Raw genomic sequence first — 17,503 nt, 5'->3', positions numbered from 1 at the left:
GCTATTGAGCGCCCATGCGGCGTTTGGCGTCTTTGTCGACCGCGGTGGCGATGTCGTGGACGAGCCTGGAATGCCACTGCTTGTGCGCCGCCAGGTCTGCCGTGAGCGCGTGACAGTCGGGACACTCCTGATGGGCCGGGCTCTGCTGGGTCTGCGCCATTCCAGCACCTCCTCGAACAATGCGGTTGAGTCCACGGTGGCACGAAGCAGACCTCCCGTCCAGCACGCCGGCAACGGGGTGACCTCCGTCGTGACGGGACGGCGTTGTCCGTAACGGCGGACAGGGCCGTCCGTCGAACGGCTGGCCACCTGCGCGCCATCGGCCGGGGCCGAGCCGGGGCATGACTCCGGCTGCGTAGCAACAACTCCGGGCGCTGATCGACGAGCTCGATCACGCCGTCCGCTGTGTCGGGCAGCGGGTCGCTTGGTGACGTTGAGCGCGGCACCCGCTGGTGCCACAATCGAGGTATGGACTCGGGCCCGCTGGGCCGGAGATCGGTCGGACTCCGCTCGGACTTCGACACGCTGACAGCGACGTGCCGCGTACTCGGATGGCTTCCGTCGCCCGATGAGCGACCAATCCTGACAACGAACCCGTCGTGGGGAGCTCGCGGTCGCCGATGCCATGGCGCCGAGGCGGCGTCGGGCGGAATGGAGTCATCATGATCACCCTCTACGCGGTGGCCGGCGTGGTCGCGCTGACCCTGCTCTGTCTCGTATCCAACGTGCGTGTGATCCAACAGTTCGAACGCGGCGTGGTGTACCGGTTCGGGCAGGTGCAATCCCGGGTGCGCGAGCCCGGGCTGACATTGCTGGTCCCGGTCGCTGACCGCCTGCAGAAGGTGAACATGCAGATCATCACGATGCCGGTACCCGCCCAGGACGGCATCACCCGCGACAACGTGACCGTCCGCGTGGATGCGGTCATCTACTTCAAGGTGGCCGATCCGGTGCGGGCGGCCGTCGACGTCCAGGACTACATGTCGGCCATCGGGCAGGTCGCGCAGACGTCGTTGAGGTCGATCATCGGCAAGAGCAACCTCGATGATCTGCTGTCCAACCGGGAGCACCTGAACCAGGGCCTGGAGTTGATGATCGACAGCCCGGCGCTGGGCTGGGGAATTCACATCGACCGCGTCGAGATCAAGGACGTGGTCCTGCCAGACTCCATGAAGCGGTCGATCGCCCGCCAGGCCGAGGCCGAGCGGGAGCGACGGGCCAGGGTCATCACCGCCGACGGCGAACTGCAGGCCTCGCAGAAGCTGGCCGCCGCGGCCGGCGTGATGTCCGAGCGACCCGCGGCACTGCAACTGCGGCTGTTGCAGACCGTCGTGGAGGTGGCGGCGGAGAAGAACTCGACCCTGGTGCTGCCCTTCCCCGTCGAACTGCTTCGCTTCCTGGAACGGTCGACGCCGCGGGCGCAGGGCGAGAGCGCGGCCGAGGATGACGTGTCGTGCTCGGACGCCGACGTTCAGTCCGCGCTGGCGGCGTCGCTTTCGGGCATATCGTCTGCACTGACGCAGTCTCAACGTGAGGTCAAACTGGCGACCTGACGGATCAGGCGCAAGTCCTGATGGCGCAATGGCGACCGCGCTGACTCTCGGCCAGGATGAGTCGTTCCGCGAGAGTGCCGAGTGCAAGAGACGTTATGGGCTCAAGCGTATGACCAACTGGTTGGCCAGGCGGCCTAACTCGCCTTCACTATTGACGAGCGGAATCAGTGGTCATACGCTCGGTGTCAATGTGTCCGTAGATCCACCGGTCTGAACGCCGGCGAAGGGTGAGACATCGATGACCATGACCAGCGCCGCTCCCAACGTTCTCGATGCTGACCTCCCCACTTTCAGTTACGGCCTCACCGCCACCCCGGACGACATCATCGATGATGTCCGGGCGGCGCAATCGTGCTCGCCCATCGCCATCGGTCCCCTCGGCCCGGAAATCCTGTCTTACGATCTGGCTCGTAAAATGCTGCGCGACAACAGATTCCGGCTACCGCCCGGCATCACCCTGGCGGCGCAGGGCATCACCTCGGGTCCATTGTTCGACAAGATCACGAGCAGCCTTCTGGGCCTGAACGGCGAACCCCACAGTCGCCTACGAAAACTGGTCTCCAAGGCGTTCACGCCCCGCGCGACAGCACGTCTTCAAGACACGATCCACGAGGTGGTGAATGGGCTGATCGATCGGGTGCTGGACGACGGACGGTGCGACGTCGTGACCGACATAGCGCGTCCCTACCCCACCCCGATCATCTGCGCGCTGCTCGGTGCGCCTCGCGAGGATTGGCACCTGTTCGCGGATTGGACTGAAGAAGTCTTCAAAGCCTTCAACTTCCAAACAGAACTCACCTTCGATGAGTCCGAGATCATGCGCGCGTGGGGCGAACTCGACGCCTACGTCGACGACATGGTCGCCGCCCGACGAGACAATCTGACCGATGATCTGCTCTCCGAGCTCATTCGCGCCGAGAGCGACGGCGACCGGCTCAACCTCGACGAACTCCGCATGCTGGTGGCCGGCTTCTTGATGGCGGGCACGGACACCACGCGCAACCAACTGGCCGCGTCGGTGCAGGTGCTCTGCGAGCATCCGGACCAATGGGCGAAACTGGGCGACCAACCGGAGCTTGCCATGCAGGCGGTCGAGGAAAGCATGCGCCACTCACCGGCGGCCTGTATCGTCCCGCGGGTCGCCACCGAGGACGCCGAATTCGGCGGGTACACCTTTCCGGAGGGCACCTTCGTACTCGTCAACACGTTCGCCGCCAACCGCGACCCCGCGATCTACGGCGATGCTGACCGCTTCGACATCGCGCGCGCGGACGTCCCGGCAATTCTGACCTTCGGCGGCGGCGCCCATTACTGCCTCGGGGCGAACCTCGCACGCCGAGAGTTGGCGGAAGCGCTCACAGTTCTCACCAGACGTCTCCCTGCACCGCGTCGCGTCGGTCCGGCCCCATGGAAATCCGTGCTGGGAATGACCGGTCCGACAACACTTCCGATCGAGTTCACGAGCGGAAGGGTTGTGACCGCGGATGCGTAGTCGCGGCTGGGCGGGTGTCACACCCACCTCGGACGAAGAGGCCATTGGTCGGATCCTGGATGCGGTTGACGAAGTGGTCGCCGAACACGGATCAGCGATACGTCTTGCCGACGTCGCCCGCAGGCTCGGAGTGACCCGCCAGACTGTCTACCGCTACTTCCCCAATGCCGACGCGCTGCTCATGGCCAGCGCAATGCGTGCGGTCGACGGATTCATCGACCAGGTCGTGGACTACGTCAAGGGAGTCAACGACCCGGTGACCGCGATCGTCGAAAGCGTGTCGTTCGGCATTGAAATCCTCGCTGGTGATCCGCAGTTGGAGAATCTGCTGACCCGGCGCCAAGATGGCGAAGCCCTCACCTCGTTGACCTCCGACACGGCCATCACATTCTGTTTGTCCGTCTTTCGCCGCTTCGATGTGGATTGGCGGCTTCACGGTTTCGACGACGCCGCGCTCCGTGAACTTGTGGAAATGACGCTCCGCAGCGTGCAATCGCTCCTGATCGACCATGGGCAGCCCCAGCGGAAAGGAAGCGAACTACGCCGCTTCCTTGCTCGGTGGCTCGGTCCAGCCATCCTCTACCCGCGCTTATCGTCGCTGCCGACCTAGCAACAATGCCGACGCCGCTGGACCCGGCGCGAAAGGCAAAGTGGGGGAGCGTGTTGCGCTGCCGCGTAGGCTGACCGGCGAGGCGGCTGCGGCTCAGCTCGCCGCCCACTGTTTGGCGGCGTCCAACTGGTCGAGACCGAACAGCTCCACCTCGCCGGGGATCATCCAGGCCAGCGCGTGCAGGGTGTGGGCGATCCATTCCTTGTCGGTGACCACCGCGGTGCGTTTGAACGCCCGAAGGTGCTTGACGGAGCTGAAGCCCTGCTTGACATCAGCGAGCAGACCGCCGGGGCCGAAACCCTCGTAATCAGGCCCGATGACCTCGACAAAGCGGATTTCGTCGGCGTCCAGCATCTGGTCCAGGGTGGGTGTGAACTGGTGGAAATCGTCGGCGGTGACACGACCTGACACCCGGATACCGGCTACGCCGGCGGGCATGTCCTGCAGTACCTCGATCATTGGGAACCTCCAATACCCCCGGGTCGACGTTAGGCCGAAATGGTCGTGGTGGCCAGGGCCGCGTTGGTGCGGGCCTTGACGGGCGCAGCAGCCGATCAACCAGGCAGCCGGCCGATCTGGCGGTACACCTCAGTCAGGTAGCGACGCATCTGTGCGGTATCGGGCGGATCAGGTTGCAGGACACGGTAGGTCACCGCGCCCACCATCATGTCGATGGCCACCTCGGCATCGGCGTCGGCGGCCACCGTGCCGTACTCGCGGGCCCGGTCGAGCAACCGGGCAGCCAGCTGCCGGCGCGGTTTGATGTAGCGCTCCCAATAGACCGCCATGAGCTGCGGATGGCTGACCGCAGAGCCGAACACCCTGGCCGCCAGCGCCCGATACTGCGGGGTGGTGACCGCGGCGGCGGCACTGTCGATGGCCGCTTGAACCAGCTCATAGGGGGGCTGCGTGTCGATGGCGTCCCGGTCGGCCCAGACGACTTCTTCGGCGACCAGTGTCTCCATCGCCGCGGCGATCAGTTCCTCTTTGTTCGGCCACCGCCGGTAGACGGCCGGCTTGCCCACCCCGGCTCGCTTGGCGATCTGCTCCATGCTGGTGCCCTCGACACCGCGTTCGATGAACAACTCCAGACCGGCACGCAGGATGGCCGCATCGGTGCCCGCATCCCGCGGCCGTCCCCGATTCGCAGTCTGTGTCATCGAGCGCGGCCGGTGTCCAAAGCCGCAGTGAGCCAACGGTTCAGCCCTGCGATGTCGCGGCGTCGGCCACGCCACGCCAGATGGCCATCCGGGCGGATCAGCATCACCTGCTGCCCGTCGTAGGCCAGCACGTGGACGAATTCGCCCAGCCGCCGCACCGCGCCGGCCACCTCCGAGGGTGTCTCGGCGGGAATGAGCAGCGCCCACTGTCCGCCCAGTTCGCGGTACAGACGCGAAGCCGTGCCGTCAGGTTGGCTACACGCCATGTCGTCGATTCGGTCGCCGGCGCGGGGTTTGGGCCCGCGTCCGCCGAGCGGGCCCTTGCGATAACTCACCCACAGTTGGGACGCGGAATAGGTCGTCCAGCGCTGCACCGCGCCCAGGCTGAAGATTCGTGGCGCGACGCGATCGCGCAGGAACCGGCCGATCGGATTGCTGGCGACGTTCACCCGGGTCACCGCACTGGTACCGCGCAACACCTCGGTGGCCAGCGGCCGCCGTTCGGCTTCATAGGTGTCGATGAGCGAATCCCTGGCCACGCCCCGCACCACCAGGGCGAGTTTGAACGCCAAGTTCTCGGCATCGCCGATGCCCGTCAACATGCCCTGCCCGCCGAACGGTGCATGGGCGTGGGCAGCGTCGCCGGCGAGCAGCACGCGACCGCGTCGATATGTGTCGGCGAGCCGGCGGTGCACGGTGAACAGCGACAGCCATTCCGCCTCACCGATACCGACGTCACGGCCGGTGCGCTCCGGGATGAGGCGGCGAAACCTGTCCAAAATGGCTTCGTCGTCCGGCTTTTCGCGAAACTCGGGGTCGTAGGCGAACACCCGCCACAGATCGTTTCGTCCCTCGTCATCCGGCATCGGCATCGCACCGACCACCCCACTCGGATGCACCCATCCGGTGGTGCCGCTCCGGTCGAGGTCCCAGTCAAGGCGCAGGTCGGCCAGGAGGAAACGCTCCGTGAGCTTGACTCCGGGAAACCCGATACCCACCTCGGTTCGGGTCGTGCTCGACGTGCCATCACACCCCACCAGCCACCGACTCCGAACCTCGCTTCCGTCATCGAGTTCGGCCGCGACAGCGTCGGCATCCTGATGCAATCCGGCCAGTCCGGTGCGCCACTCCGGGGTTACGCCCAGCTGGTTCAGCCGAGCGCGCAGCGCGGCCTCCACCTTCGCCTGTGAGACCACCATCGGCGGCGCAGCGGTGCGCAGTCCCGGGTCGCCGAACTCCAGCGTCATCACCGGTCGCCCACCCAAGTGGTTGGTGATCCGCATGGCGCGCAACGATTCGTCGGGTAGGGACCCCAGCGCCCCCAACCGGTCCAACACCTCCGATCCGCGGGCGTGCAGGAAGTTCGCCCGCGATGTGGTGGCCGGACCGTCGGCGCGGTCGATCACCCGCACGGACACGCCGTGCAACCGCAGGCCGCAGGCCAGCGCCAGTCCCGTGGGGCCCGCACCGACCACAACCACATCGGCGTCCAGCATGCGGTAAACCGTAACGGTACCGTTACGTATTGTAAATAGTGTCCCAGCTGTACTGATGGGTCTCGGACAGCGTCGGTCTACTATCTGCGTATGAATGCAGATAGTGCGCGATGCGGTCGGCGCCTGCCGGACGACGAGGCGAACCTCGTGGCCGAGGTCTTCCGGATGCTGGCCGACGCCACCCGGGTGCAGATCCTCTGGGCGTTGGTGAGTCACGAGAAGTCCGTCAACGACCTCGCCACCCACGTGGGGAAGCCGGCCCCGTCGGTGTCGCAGCACCTGGCGAAACTGCGCATGGCGCGCCTGGTCCGCACCCGCCGGGAGGGCACCACCATCTACTACAGCCTGGACAACAACCACGTCGCACAGTTGGTCACCGACGCGGTCTTCAACGCCGAACATGCCGGCCCGGGTGTCCCCGGTCATCACCGTGACGCGTCCGACCTCGCCGCCCTGCACGCGGACGTTCCCGCCGCCAGCCCATCGAAGAACGGACGACGCGCATGACCCACGAACCCAAGCGCGCGCACCACAGCCACGATCACCACCGCGAGCACTCTCACGAGCATCACGGGGGCAAGTTGAGTGCCGCGATTCGCGAGGTGTTCGCCCCGCACAGCCACGACGCCTCCGACAGCATCGACGATGCGCTGGAGTCCAGCGCCGCAGGGGTTCGGGCGGTGAAGATCAGCCTGCTCGCGCTCGGTGCGACAGCGGTGGCGCAGTTGGTGATCGTGCTGGTCTCCGGGTCGGTCGCGTTGCTCGCCGACACCATCCACAACTTCTCCGACGCCCTCACGGCCATCCCGCTGTGGGTCGCGTTCGTGGTCGGCACCAAGGCGGCCACCCGGCGCTACACCTACGGATTCGGTCGGGCCGAGGACATCGCCGGGCTGTTCGTCGTCGCGATGATCGCGCTGTCGGCGATCGTTGCGGGCGTGGAATCGATCCGCCGCCTCATCAACCCGGTGCCGATCGAGAACGTCGGGTGGGTGGCCGTCGCCGGTCTGGTCGGGTTCGTCGGCAACGAACTCGTTGCGCTCTACCGCATCCGGGTCGGGCGCCGCATCGGCTCGGTCGCCCTGGTCGCCGACGGACTGCATGCCCGCACTGACGGATTCACCTCGCTGGCAGTGCTTTTCGGCGCCGGCGGCGTCGCGCTGGGCTTCCCGCTCGCCGATCCCATCATCGGCCTGGTCATCACCGTTGCCATCCTCGCCGTGCTGCGCACCGCGGTACGTGACGTCTTCCGCCGCCTCATGGACGGTGTGGAACCGGAGCTGGTCGACAAAGCCGAAGCCGCACTCGCCGCCGAACCCGGCGTCACCGACGTGCGCGCCGTGCGGATGCGGTGGATCGGCCACCGGCTACACGCCGACGCCGAGCTCGACATCGACCCCGCCACCAGCCTCGCCGACGCCCACCGCATCGCCCACGAGGCGGAGCACACCCTGACCCACGCCGTTCCGAAACTGTCGTCCGCGCTGGTGCACGCCTACCCGGCGGAGCCGTCCCGGCGTCGCTAGCGGGTCAACCCCAGCAGCGGCGGGACAAGGTAGCGGCGCGCGAACGAGCGGGCGGCGTCGTCGTCACCGAGGGCGACGTTCTGTGACGGCGTCAGCACGAACGACACGATGATGCGGACGGTGACCTCGGCGACCTCGAGCAGTTCGATCTGCGTGCGGCTGTCGTCGGGTAGCGCCACCGCGAGTTGATGGGCCAGGAATGACGACGCCGTCCGCACGACGCTGTCGCCCTCGACGGTCAGGAACGGCAGCACGGTCTCGGGCTCGGTGGCGAGCAGCCGTTGCAACAGCGCATGGTCGCGCAGCGTGGTCAGGGTGAACACGAAACCCTCGACCAGCTTGTCTTCCGCCTCCGCGTAGCCGCCGGCCTCGGCGGCGAGGTCGGAGAGGAACCGCTCGAGTTCGCGCAACAGCACCGCCTCGACGATGGCGTCCTTGTTCGCGAAGTTGCGGTACAGCGTGACGCGCGCCAGCCCGGACCGGCGGGTGATGTCCTCCACGGTCGATCGGCGGATGCCCAGCAGTTCGAACTGCTTCAACGCCGCGTCGAGGATGCGCTCGGCGTTGCCTTCGGCCGTCGGTGACCCGAAGCGCTGCACCGCCTTGGCGAGCAGGCCGCTGTATTTCATCGGTGTCTCCTCGACATGGGCCCGGCAGGGGGACGATGGTGCTACGTCGCAGTGTAAAGCCCGAGCTGGACCCTATTGATACAAACGAACTAGGAATGTATCTTCTGTTCAGATGGCACTTGGTGCCTCGGGCAACCACGATCCAGCAGGAGGCGTCACATGGCCGGCACCATCGAACGGGCTTCTTCGACGGCAACCTCTCCCAGCCGCGACGAGTTCTCCGAGCGTTTGCTGAGGGGGTCGGCCAAGAAGTCGTACGCGCCAGTGGTCGACGTCGACTGGGAGACACCGGTCGTGCCCGACAAGTTCTTCCTCCCGCCCCGGGTGGTCTCGCTGTACGGCACCCGGATGTGGACGGAGATGACCCGCGAACAACAGATCGAGTTGTCGCGGCAGGAGTTCATCAACCTGCTCTCGGCCGGGGTCTGGTTCGAGAACATCCTCAATCAGGCGCTGTTGCGCGGGCTCATGCACGCCGACTGCACGTCCGCGGCGACCCACTACTCGCTGACCGAACTGGGCGACGAGACGCGACACATGGTCATGTTCGGCCGCACCATTGAGGCTGTCGGAGGTAAACCGTTCCAGCCGAAACGTTTTCAACGGATGATCATCAACGCGCTGCCGTTGTTCTTCCAGAAGTCGGTGCTGTGGATCGCCGCGCTCGTCGGTGAGGAGATCTTCGACGCGTTGCAGCGGCAGATCCTCGACGACCCGGACCTGCAACCGATCGTGCGTCGCATCATGCGCATCCACGTCACCGAGGAGGCGCGCCACATCCAGTTCGCCCGCGACGGCGCCCGGCGGGCCGTCCCCGCGATGCGGCCGGTCAACCGGTACCTGCTGGCCACGATCCACGGGGCCGGTGGGCCGTTCTACCGCTACCTGTTCACCAACCCGGCCGTGTACCGGCGCGCCGGACTCGACCCCCGGGAGGCGCGCCGGCAGGCCCGCGGCAACCCGCATTTCCACGAGGCGATGCGGACCGGATTCGCACCACTGGCCGCCTTCCTCGAGGAGGTCGGTCTGATGAGCGCGATCGGCCGGCGGATGTGGAGGCGGTGCGGCTTCCTGTGACCGACGATGTGAGCGGCGTATTCGACGGTGACGCCGAACTCGACGTGGCGGGGGTGCGGTGTCCGGTCCGGGTCCGCCTCACCGGTCACCTGAGCCCGATCGACGGTCGGTACCACTGGCAGGGCCTGGCCTACGGCGCGCCCGACGATGTCCAGGCGGGTAAGCAGGCGCAGTTGCGGATCGGAAACCGCAGCGCCGCAGTCCGACTCGTGGAGAAGATCCCGTCCGGGCAACTCATGGTCAGTGGCGTGGGGGAGCCGCCGTACGACCTCTGGCTGGTCTGAGGGTCACGTGGCCCGTCACACCACCGCTTTGAGCAGCAAGACGGCCGCTGCTGCCGCGATACCCGTCGCGATGCTCGCCGCGGCCCACCTGGCGCCCGCGCGCTGCCAAGGGCGGCCATGGTCGATGGCCATCACGCCGGCGCCGGTGCACGCGATTACCGCACCGGCGGTGGCATACAGCAGCGCCATTTGATAGCCGCCTTGGCCGAACAGCCCGCCCGACCACGTCGCGCTGGCGGCGTTGATCATCACGCCGACAACGATGGAGCAGGCCAACGGCGTGAACAATCCCAGCATCAGCAGAATCCCGCCCACAGTCTCGAGCGAACCCGCAACCGCGGCGAAGAAAACACCTGGGCTGTAACCGATCTGCTCGAACACCGTCCCGGTGTCCGTCAGCCCCGGCCCGCCGAACCAGCCGAAGAGTTTCTGGAGGCCGGCGGCAGCCAGAAGCCCGCCGAAGACCACGCGCAAGAGGAGGAGCCCCACGTCCGCTGCCCGTATGCGGCTGGGGATGTCAGTAGCGGCTTCCGAGTATGTGGTGTCCATGACCCGAGACGGTAAGACCTCAACCAAAGTTCAGGTCAAGAGCCTGGCGCACCTTGCTCCGGCCGTCTTCGACTGCTGGTGGGGAGCGCGCCGCGGTGACGGCGAATCCGGCCGACGACGGTACCGATTATCGTTTCGACTCCGTGGCCAATAGAATTGGCGGCGCAATGACCGATACCGCCTCAGGTGTGTCGACGGCCACCGAGTCGCGGCCAGACCGAGTTTCCGCCGAAGCGCAACGTCGCAGGACGTTCGCTGTGATCAGCCACCCCGACGCCGGCAAGTCCACCTTGACCGAGGCGCTGGTGCTGCACGCCAAGGCGATCACCGAGGCCGGCGCCATCCACGGTAAGGCGGGCCGCCGCGCCACGGTGTCTGACTGGATGGAGATGGAGAAGGCCCGCGGCATCTCCATCACCTCGACGGCGCTGCAGTTCCCTTACCGCACCCAGGCGGGCGACACCTGCATCATCAACCTGCTCGACACCCCGGGGCACGCCGACTTCTCCGAAGACACCTACCGGGTGCTGACCGCCGTCGATTGCGCCGTGATGCTCATCGACGCCGCGAAAGGTCTCGAACCGCAGACGCTGAAGCTCTTCCAGGTCTGCCGCCACCGCGGGATCCCCATCATCACGGTGGTCAACAAGTGGGACCGGCCGGGCCGTCACGCCCTGGAATTGATGGATGAGATCCACGACCGCATTCAACTGCAGACGACGCCGCTGACCTGGCCGGTCGGCATCGCCGGCGACTTCAAAGGAGTCCTCGACCGGCGCAGCGGCACCTTCATCCGGTTCACCCGCACCGCGGGCGGCGCCACCGCCGCACCGGAGGAGCACATCGATGCCTCCCAGGCCCACGAGGCCGCGGGTACCGACTGGGACACCGCGGTGGAAGAGTCCGAACTGCTGAGTGCCGACGGCGCCGACTTCGACCGCGACTCGTTCCTCAGGTGCACCTCGACACCGGTCCTGTTCACGTCGGCGGTGCTCAACTTCGGTGTCAACCAATTGCTCGACGTGTTGGCCCAACTCGCACCGCCGCCACGCGGTCAGCTCGACATCGACGGCAGTCGACGCGAAACCACCGCGCCGTTCAGTGCGTTCGTGTTCAAGGTCCAGGCGGGCATGGACTCCGCTCACCGGGACCGCATCGCCTACGCCCGGGTCGTTTCAGGCACCTTCGAACGCGGAGACGTCCTCACCCACGCCACCACCGGCAAGCCGTTCGTCACCAAGTACGCGCAATCGGTCTTCGGCCAGCAGCGGTCCACCCTGGACACCGCCTGGCCGGGGGATGTCATCGGACTCGCCAACGCCGCCGCGCTGCGACCGGGTGACACCCTGTACCGGGATGTCCCGGTGCAGTACCCGCCGATTCCGAGCTTCTCGCCCGAGCATTTCGCCGTCGCGCGGGGCACCGACCCCAGCAAGCACAAGCAGTTCCGTAAAGGGATCGAGCAGCTGGACCAGGAGGGCGTCATCCAGGTGCTGCGTTCGGACCGGCGAGGTGATCAGGCGCCGGTGTTCGCCGCGGTGGGTCCGATGCAGTTCGAGGTCGCCACTCATCGGATGGCCCGCGAGTTCAACGCGCCGATCGCGCTCGAGCCGCTTCCGTACACGGTGGCCCGCGTCGCCGACCCCGATGACGTCGAGATCCTGCAGAAGCAGGCCTCGGTCGAGGTCTTCACCCGCACCGACGGAGTCGTCATCGCGGTGTTCTCGAACAAATGGCGCCTCGAGAACGTCGAGCGGGAACTTCCCGACGTACGGCTGCGGTCACTGGTGGCAGCAGCAGACTAGGTCTAACGCATACCGACCGCCGCGTCATGGACGTGTGAACAGGGGCCGAGGCTGGCGTTGGCATCGGTGACCAGGGCCTGGCGACGTGATTCCTCCACCGTGAGGGCATCGCGCGCCTCGGTGGCGGAGTCCTGCGCAGCGTGGCCGTCTGCCGCTGCCGCGCAGAGCAACTCGTGGAACTCGGGAAGTCGGTTGCGCACCTCTTCGATGGTGGTGTGGGTGGCGATCAAGCGTGCCGGGTCGTCGGGTGAAACGTCGAGGCCGATCGATCGGTGCACGATGAGTGCGTCGATCTCGAATGCGGTCAACGGCCGGCAGAGCTGCATCATCACGTCGTAACGGATGCTGTCTTGTTGTGGCAGTTCGAGTTCGACGATCTTGAGGTGCCGGTCGTGCTGTTCTACGCGGGGCGCATGGGTGCTCGGGCGCGACGGGTTCATCGCGTGCCGGCTGTGGGTCGTTGCTGGTCGTTGTCCGCGTTGCGACCGCTGTTGCCGGTGTTGCGACCGTTGGGTGTCCGGGTGGCGGGATCGAGAGCGTCGGCGCGCTCGAATTGTTCGTTGAGCTCGTCGCGAGAGTTGGTGGCCTCGTGGCGATGGCCTGCGGCCTCCTGCTGCAGTCCTTTGGCCTGGGCGGTCTTGACGTCGGCTTCGGCCTGAACGGCACGGGCCTTGGCGGCGGTCTCCTCGGCGCGAGCTTCACGCTGCGCGACGCGTCGGTTCTCGTCTCTGGCTTCGCTGCGGATGGTTTCCGCTTCGTCGTGGCGACTCTGGTTGCGCTTGTTGCGGGCCGCCCAGACAAGTGCGGCCACCAGCACTAGCGCTGCCAGCGCGACGACGATGATCAGAACGATGGTGTTCGTGGACATGGTGTTTCCCTTGAATCGGTGGTGCGATGGTTCACGCGTGGTGCGTGAGAACTGGTGCCGTGCAGCATCATTCGATGCTCATCGGCCGCTGCTGACTCAGTAATAGTGGCGCCGGCCCCCGACGGCGTGCCCCATCCGTCCGGCCACCATCAGTATCAATCCGACGGCAAGAAGGATGATTCCGAGGACCAGGAGGACCTGGGCGAAGGCGAAGCCGGGGACCAAGCTGGGGAGCAGGAGACCGAGCACGATGAGGACGATTCCGAGAACGATCATGATGTTGACCTTGTTTCTGTTGTTTCCGTTGGGGTGGTGCGGTCGCCCCTGAACGGCGATCGCTACCAGCCGTGGTCGACGCGGTCCCGCGTCGCTTTGCGGTGTCGCCACCGGCCGAGTACGCCGCCTTGTGGCTGGGCGGTCACGCCGGATGTGCTTGTCGTATGGGGATTCCGATACTCGAGCACGTCGACAGGGTCGCGGTTGATGAACGCATTCTCGCGCCGCGACAGTGCGAGTTGGCGGCGGGCGTCGCGACCACGCTCGGCGGTGCGCCGGGCGCCGGCGAGCAGGACCGCCAGACCCAGCGCCGCCGCCGCTCCCACGGCGATGCCGACCAGGAACAGCGTGCCGGTGGAACCGGTGACGTGATAGCCGAAGACCGAGAAGGGCTCGGCCATCTGGTGCGTCGGGCCGGCGTTGCCCAGCAGGCCCACGGCGCCGACGATCACGGCGAGCACCAAGATGACCAAACCAACGGTGACGATCATGTGGTGCCTCAGGTTCCTTTAGACCTTCAGTAGACACCCCGCCAGACCGGGTGTCAACACTGTTGGACATCGGTGTTGGTCTATGGTGTTGTGAGACCACGACCGAGCCGGAAGGTGTAGAAACTCATGGCCAAACGGGCGGCTCGAACCGCTGACGGACAGGGCGGCGCGGAAGCCGGCCCCGACCTCGGCGACGCTCCGATCACCCGCGCCCTGATCCTTCGGACCGCGTTGGCGATCTTGGACCGCGACGGCGAGAGCGGACTGTCGATGCGTCGCCTCAGCGAGGCGCTGAAGCGGGACCCGACGGTGCTCTACCGGCATGTCCCCAACAAAGCCGCTGTGCTCGACGGTGTCGTCGAGGTCGTTCTGAGCCAGCTCGTCGTGGACAGCGCCGATCCCGACTGGGCCGACCAGCTGCGTCTGGTCGCCCACGATTTCCGCAGGCTCGCGCTGGCCCACCCGAACGTGGTCCCGCTGCTGGTGACCCGCCCGCTGGCGACGTCGCTGGGGCAGCGGCCCCCGGGGACGCTGCGGCCCCTCGAAGCGGTCCTGACGCTGCTGACGTCAGCGGGATTCGCCGGTGTGGACGCCCTGCACATCTACCGCGTCCTCTTCGCATATCTGCACGGCCACATCCTCGATGAGCTGCAGGAGATCGTGGAACGCCCCGAGGAATCCGACCATGTACTGCGACTGGGCCTACACCGGTTACCGATCACCGAGTTTCCCCGATTGCGCGAGTTGGCACCCGTACTCGCGTCCTACGACGGCGCCGCCGAACTCGACCGCGGCCTGGACCTCATCCTCAGCGGCTTGATCGCCACCTTCGGACGCCAGAGCTCTTCGATCAACTCATAGTCCCTATTTACGTTAGATCTAAAACGCCACGTCAATTGGTAGTTGACCCAGCGAAGCGCCGAAGTTAAGGTTCACAACAACACGTTGGAATGCACTTTGGAGAGGACGCTGTCGTGGCTGCTGGACATCTCGATGGAAAGGTCGCACTGGTCTCGGGATCGGGGCGTGGGATCGGCCGCGCGGTCGCCGAGAAGCTTGCCGCGGAGGGTGCCCGGGTCGTCATCAACGACCTCGACGCCGAGCCGGCCAAGGAGGTCGTCGCCGCGATCGAAGCCGCCGGGGGACAGGCCACCGCGTGCGTCGGCAGCGTGACCGATCCCGAATTCGCCGACCGCTTCGTCTCGACCGCCGTCGACAACTACGGCGGGCTGGACATCATCGTCAACAACGCCGGGTACACCTGGGACAGCGTGATCCAGAAGATGACCGATCAGCAGTGGAACGACATCATCGACGTGCACCTGACCGCACCGTTCCGGATCCTGCGCGCCGCCCAGCCGGTCATCTCGGGTCTGGCCAAGAAGGAGAAGGCCGAGAACGGCGTCGCCTCACGCCGCGCAATCGTCAACACGTCGTCGACCTCGGGGCTGCAGGGCAACCCCGGGCAGGTCAACTACTCCACCGCCAAGGCCGGCCTGATCGGTATGACCAAGACCCTGGCCAAGGAGTGGGGCCGCTACAACGTCACCGTCAATGCCATCGCCTATGGCGTGATCAACACCCGGCTCACCACGATCACCACCGAGGCGAAGACCATCGACGTCGCCGGCCGCGAGATCAAGGTCGGCGTGAACCCGGAGGTGTACGAGGCCGTGACCACCCAGATCGCACTGGGCCGTGGCGGCAGCGTCGAGGAGGCCGCGGGCGCCGTGTACCTGCTGTGCGCCCCGGAGTCCAGCTACATCACCGCGCAGACGCTGGTGTGCAGCGGCGGGGCCTGAGAGCCCATGAGCGCTCAGCAGCCGGCCCAGCCGACGTACGAAGAAGTCGACTATCGCTTCGACGACGGTGTCGCGATCATCGCGCTCAACGCCCCGCAACGCCGAAATGCGTTGCGTAACCAGATGTTGCGCGACCTGTGGGAGGCGCTCGACACCGCCGACCGGGATCCGCACGTGCGTGCCGTCGTGCTCACCGGTGCCGGAAAGCATTTCTGTGTCGGGGCGGAGCTCACCGGGCCGGACACGCTGATCGAAGCCCTCGAAGAGGATCGGGCGGGGCACACCCCGACCGGGTACCGCGAGCCGGGCGGCCGAGTCAGTGAGCGGCTCTTCGACATGCGCACCCCCGTCGTCGCGGCTGTCAACGGAGACGCCGTCGGCGGCGGGGCCTCCATCATGGCGGCCACCGACGTCCGGATCTCCGGTGAGGCATCGCGTTTCGGGTTCGTGTTCACCCGACGCGGGGTGGTTCCGGAGAGCGCGTCGTCCTGGTTCCTGCCGCGGCTGGTGGGACTGACCAGAGCTACCGACTGGGTGCTCAGCGGCCGCGTGTTCGATGCCGCGGAGGCCTACGACGCCGGTCTGCTCACGAAAGTCGTCGCACCGGATGCCGTACTCGACGAGGCCCTGGCGTACGCACGGGTGTTCGTCACCGAGACCTCACCGACGTCAGTGGCGTTGGCGCGCCGGCTGCTCGGCCGCAGCTGGGGCCACCCGACCCCGAGGTCGGCAGCCGAGGACGAATCCAGGGTGTACGCCGGACGGCTCCGGTCGGCCGACGTCCACGAAGGCGTGATGTCGTTCCTGGAGCGGCGGCCTGCGGTGTTCCCCCCGCTGGACGACCACCCAGCCGATCACTTCTGACCCCAACACATCCCGGAGGATCACGTGGACACGTCAGCCCCCTTCACCGCATGCCAGTACGGACCGGACGCCGAATTCACCCATGAGTTCGCCGGAATCGAGAAGTTCAACGAGAGCGTGTACGTCAACTTCGTCGACCCGGTGAGCGAGGTCAGCGCGTTGATGCGCATCGGCAACCGGCCCACCCTCGGGTACTCGGAGGCGACGGTGCAGCTGACACTGCCCGGCGGCAAGATCGCGCTGCGCGCCGGACGGCAGCCGAACGAGACCAACGACAAGTGGTCCACGCAGGGTCTCGAAATCGCGCCCAAGGATGCGACCCGGACGTGGGAAGTCAACTACCGCAACACTGTCGCGCTCATCAGTACGCCGTCGCTGCTGGCCGATCGCGGTCGGCAGGCGCTGAAGAACTCACCGTCGCTGGAGTGCGAGATCTCGCTGACGTTCGAGGCGTCGGTACCGATGTTCACCATCGAAGAAGGGGGCGACTGCACACCGGGCAGTTCGCAGATCGCCACCGACCACTACGAGCAGTTCGGCCACGTGAGTGGATCGGTGCGCGTCGGATCGACGACGTGGACGGTCGACCGGGCCACCTCGTTCCGCGACCATTCGTGGGGTCCGCGCGAATGGGCGTCCTACAACGGGGAATGGTTGGCCGCCTGGCTCGCCGACGGCACCGCGATCACGGCCTACGGTGAGTTCGAACCGAACGGGGAACGGGTTTCCGGTGGTGTGGTGATCACCCCGGACGGGGTGTTCCACCCGATTCGGGATTACACCGTCTACACCGACTATGCCGGTGAGGCGACGTATGACGGCCGCAACACGGCGGTCATCGCGGCCGACGGGCTGCCAACGATGGTGCTCGACGGCACGATCAACCACTTCGTCCCGGTCACGCAGCGTACCGCCGACCGCGCCGCCCGCATGGGCCAGATGTCCGTGCGTTACGCCAACGGACACGGCGGCTGGGGCATCGGAGAGTTCCTGCGTCCCATCAGCGCTCGATAGAACCCGC

22 protein-coding genes are annotated in these 17,503 nt (G+C 66.5%); 12 read left to right on the top strand and 10 right to left on the bottom strand.

From position 1 onward, the window contains the following. Position 1: 1 nt before the first annotated feature. The gene (locus G6N49_RS29205) at positions 2-160 is read right to left on the bottom strand and encodes a hypothetical protein (RefSeq protein WP_165607520.1); all 159 of its coding nucleotides are present in this window, start codon (positions 158-160) and stop codon (positions 2-4) included. A 502-nt stretch (positions 161-662) separates the two neighbouring features. Here G6N49_RS29205 and G6N49_RS15955 point away from each other — a divergent pair. The 3 genes from G6N49_RS15955 (at position 663) to G6N49_RS15945 (ending at position 3,655) form a co-directional block, all read left to right on the top strand. Beyond that, positions 663-1,553, top strand: coding sequence for an SPFH domain-containing protein (locus G6N49_RS15955; RefSeq protein WP_083044664.1), 891 nt, complete (start codon positions 663-665; stop codon positions 1,551-1,553). Positions 1,554-1,791: 238 nt separating this feature from the next. Next, positions 1,792-3,045 carry a cytochrome P450 gene (locus G6N49_RS15950; RefSeq protein ID WP_083044663.1) on the top strand — a complete coding sequence of 418 codons (1,254 nt, stop codon included), beginning with the start codon at positions 1,792-1,794 and terminating at the stop codon, positions 3,043-3,045. After that, a complete protein-coding gene (locus tag G6N49_RS15945; protein WP_064917477.1) occupies positions 3,038-3,655 on the top strand; it encodes a TetR/AcrR family transcriptional regulator in 618 nt (205 codons plus the stop codon). Before G6N49_RS15950 ends, G6N49_RS15945 begins: the two co-directional genes overlap by 8 nt. Positions 3,656-3,748: 93 nt before the next feature. On the opposite strand, the gene G6N49_RS15940 is transcribed toward G6N49_RS15945, so the two are convergent. The 3 genes from G6N49_RS15940 to G6N49_RS15930 form a co-directional block, all read right to left on the bottom strand. Further along, on the bottom strand, positions 3,749-4,114 hold the full coding sequence (locus tag G6N49_RS15940) for a SpoIIAA family protein (protein WP_064917476.1): 366 nt from the start codon (positions 4,112-4,114) through the stop codon (positions 3,749-3,751). Between the two features lie 95 nt (positions 4,115-4,209). After that, a complete protein-coding gene (locus G6N49_RS15935; protein ID WP_083044662.1) occupies positions 4,210-4,815 on the bottom strand; it encodes a TetR/AcrR family transcriptional regulator in 606 nt (201 codons plus the stop codon). Beyond that, complete coding sequence (locus G6N49_RS15930) at positions 4,812-6,311, bottom strand: FAD-dependent oxidoreductase (RefSeq protein WP_083044661.1); 1,500 nt, start codon at positions 6,309-6,311, stop codon at positions 4,812-4,814. Before G6N49_RS15930 ends, G6N49_RS15935 begins: the two co-directional genes overlap by 4 nt. Positions 6,312-6,401: 90 nt before the next feature. Between G6N49_RS15930 and G6N49_RS15925 the strand changes: the two genes are divergently transcribed. Both G6N49_RS15925 and G6N49_RS15920 read left to right on the top strand, forming a co-directional pair. Next, on the top strand, positions 6,402-6,818 hold the full coding sequence (locus G6N49_RS15925; RefSeq protein ID WP_064872435.1) for an ArsR/SmtB family transcription factor: 417 nt from the start codon (positions 6,402-6,404) through the stop codon (positions 6,816-6,818). Continuing rightward, the gene (locus G6N49_RS15920) at positions 6,815-7,837 is read left to right on the top strand and encodes a cation diffusion facilitator family transporter (RefSeq protein ID WP_011768138.1); all 1,023 of its coding nucleotides are present in this window, start codon (positions 6,815-6,817) and stop codon (positions 7,835-7,837) included. Before G6N49_RS15925 ends, G6N49_RS15920 begins: the two co-directional genes overlap by 4 nt. On the opposite strand, the gene G6N49_RS15915 is transcribed toward G6N49_RS15920, so the two are convergent. Next, positions 7,834-8,466, bottom strand: coding sequence for a TetR/AcrR family transcriptional regulator (locus tag G6N49_RS15915; protein ID WP_011558897.1), 633 nt, complete (start codon positions 8,464-8,466; stop codon positions 7,834-7,836). The two genes, G6N49_RS15920 and G6N49_RS15915, sit on opposite strands and share 4 nt — an antisense overlap. Before the next feature lie 159 nt (positions 8,467-8,625). Between G6N49_RS15915 and G6N49_RS15910 the strand changes: the two genes are divergently transcribed. Together G6N49_RS15910 and G6N49_RS15905 are read left to right on the top strand one after the other, a co-directional pair. Next, a complete protein-coding gene (locus G6N49_RS15910) occupies positions 8,626-9,543 on the top strand; it encodes an AurF N-oxygenase family protein (protein ID WP_011558898.1) in 918 nt (305 codons plus the stop codon). Next, positions 9,540-9,827: a DUF4873 domain-containing protein gene (locus G6N49_RS15905; protein ID WP_234786792.1), complete on the top strand. Its 288-nt coding sequence runs from the start codon at positions 9,540-9,542 to the stop codon at positions 9,825-9,827. The genes G6N49_RS15910 and G6N49_RS15905 overlap by 4 nt, the downstream gene beginning before the upstream one ends. A 15-nt stretch (positions 9,828-9,842) precedes the next feature. Here G6N49_RS15905 and G6N49_RS15900 read toward each other — a convergent pair whose 3' ends face one another. Further along, a complete protein-coding gene (locus G6N49_RS15900; protein ID WP_011558900.1) occupies positions 9,843-10,376 on the bottom strand; it encodes a DoxX family protein in 534 nt (177 codons plus the stop codon). 167 nt (positions 10,377-10,543) lie between these two features. On the opposite strand from G6N49_RS15900, the gene G6N49_RS15895 reads away from it, so the two are divergent. Further along, entirely contained in the window at positions 10,544-12,181 is a 1,638-nt protein-coding gene (locus tag G6N49_RS15895; RefSeq protein WP_083044660.1) for a peptide chain release factor 3, read from the top strand. A gap of 2 nt (positions 12,182-12,183) precedes the next feature. Here G6N49_RS15895 and G6N49_RS15890 read toward each other — a convergent pair whose 3' ends face one another. From G6N49_RS15890 to G6N49_RS15875, 4 genes are all read right to left on the bottom strand, one after another. Further along, positions 12,184-12,621 carry a hypothetical protein gene (locus tag G6N49_RS15890; RefSeq protein ID WP_064872432.1) on the bottom strand — a complete coding sequence of 146 codons (438 nt, stop codon included), beginning with the start codon at positions 12,619-12,621 and terminating at the stop codon, positions 12,184-12,186. Beyond that, entirely contained in the window at positions 12,618-13,049 is a 432-nt protein-coding gene (locus G6N49_RS15885; protein WP_011558903.1) for a hypothetical protein, read from the bottom strand. The genes G6N49_RS15890 and G6N49_RS15885 overlap by 4 nt, the downstream gene beginning before the upstream one ends. 96 nt (positions 13,050-13,145) lie before the next feature. Continuing rightward, positions 13,146-13,325 (bottom strand): DUF6131 family protein, encoded by a 180-nt coding sequence (locus G6N49_RS15880; RefSeq protein ID WP_011768139.1) that lies wholly within the window; start codon positions 13,323-13,325, stop codon positions 13,146-13,148. Between the two features lie 62 nt (positions 13,326-13,387). After that, positions 13,388-13,816, bottom strand: coding sequence for a hypothetical protein (locus G6N49_RS15875; RefSeq protein WP_083044659.1), 429 nt, complete (start codon positions 13,814-13,816; stop codon positions 13,388-13,390). Positions 13,817-13,942: 126 nt separating this feature from the next. On the opposite strand from G6N49_RS15875, the gene G6N49_RS15870 reads away from it, so the two are divergent. The 4 genes from G6N49_RS15870 to G6N49_RS15855 all read left to right on the top strand — a co-directional run bounded on the left by G6N49_RS15870 (position 13,943) and on the right by G6N49_RS15855 (position 17,496). After that, positions 13,943-14,677 carry a TetR/AcrR family transcriptional regulator C-terminal domain-containing protein gene (locus G6N49_RS15870; protein ID WP_011558905.1) on the top strand — a complete coding sequence of 245 codons (735 nt, stop codon included), beginning with the start codon at positions 13,943-13,945 and terminating at the stop codon, positions 14,675-14,677. Positions 14,678-14,790: 113 nt separating this feature from the next. After that, entirely contained in the window at positions 14,791-15,618 is an 828-nt protein-coding gene (locus tag G6N49_RS15865; RefSeq protein WP_011558906.1) for an SDR family NAD(P)-dependent oxidoreductase, read from the top strand. Positions 15,619-15,624: 6 nt separating this feature from the next. Further along, on the top strand, positions 15,625-16,482 hold the full coding sequence (locus G6N49_RS15860; protein WP_011558907.1) for a crotonase/enoyl-CoA hydratase family protein: 858 nt from the start codon (positions 15,625-15,627) through the stop codon (positions 16,480-16,482). Positions 16,483-16,506: 24 nt separating this feature from the next. Further along, on the top strand, positions 16,507-17,496 hold the full coding sequence (locus G6N49_RS15855) for a DUF7064 domain-containing protein (RefSeq protein ID WP_083044658.1): 990 nt from the start codon (positions 16,507-16,509) through the stop codon (positions 17,494-17,496). Positions 17,497-17,503: the final 7 nt, after the last annotated feature.

This window comes from Mycolicibacterium monacense, from assembly GCF_010731575.1.
Lineage (GTDB): Bacteria > Actinomycetota > Actinomycetes > Mycobacteriales > Mycobacteriaceae > Mycobacterium > Mycobacterium monacense.
The sequence above is the reverse complement of the archived record's forward strand: the minus strand, read 5'-3'. Positions and strand labels throughout refer to the sequence as shown.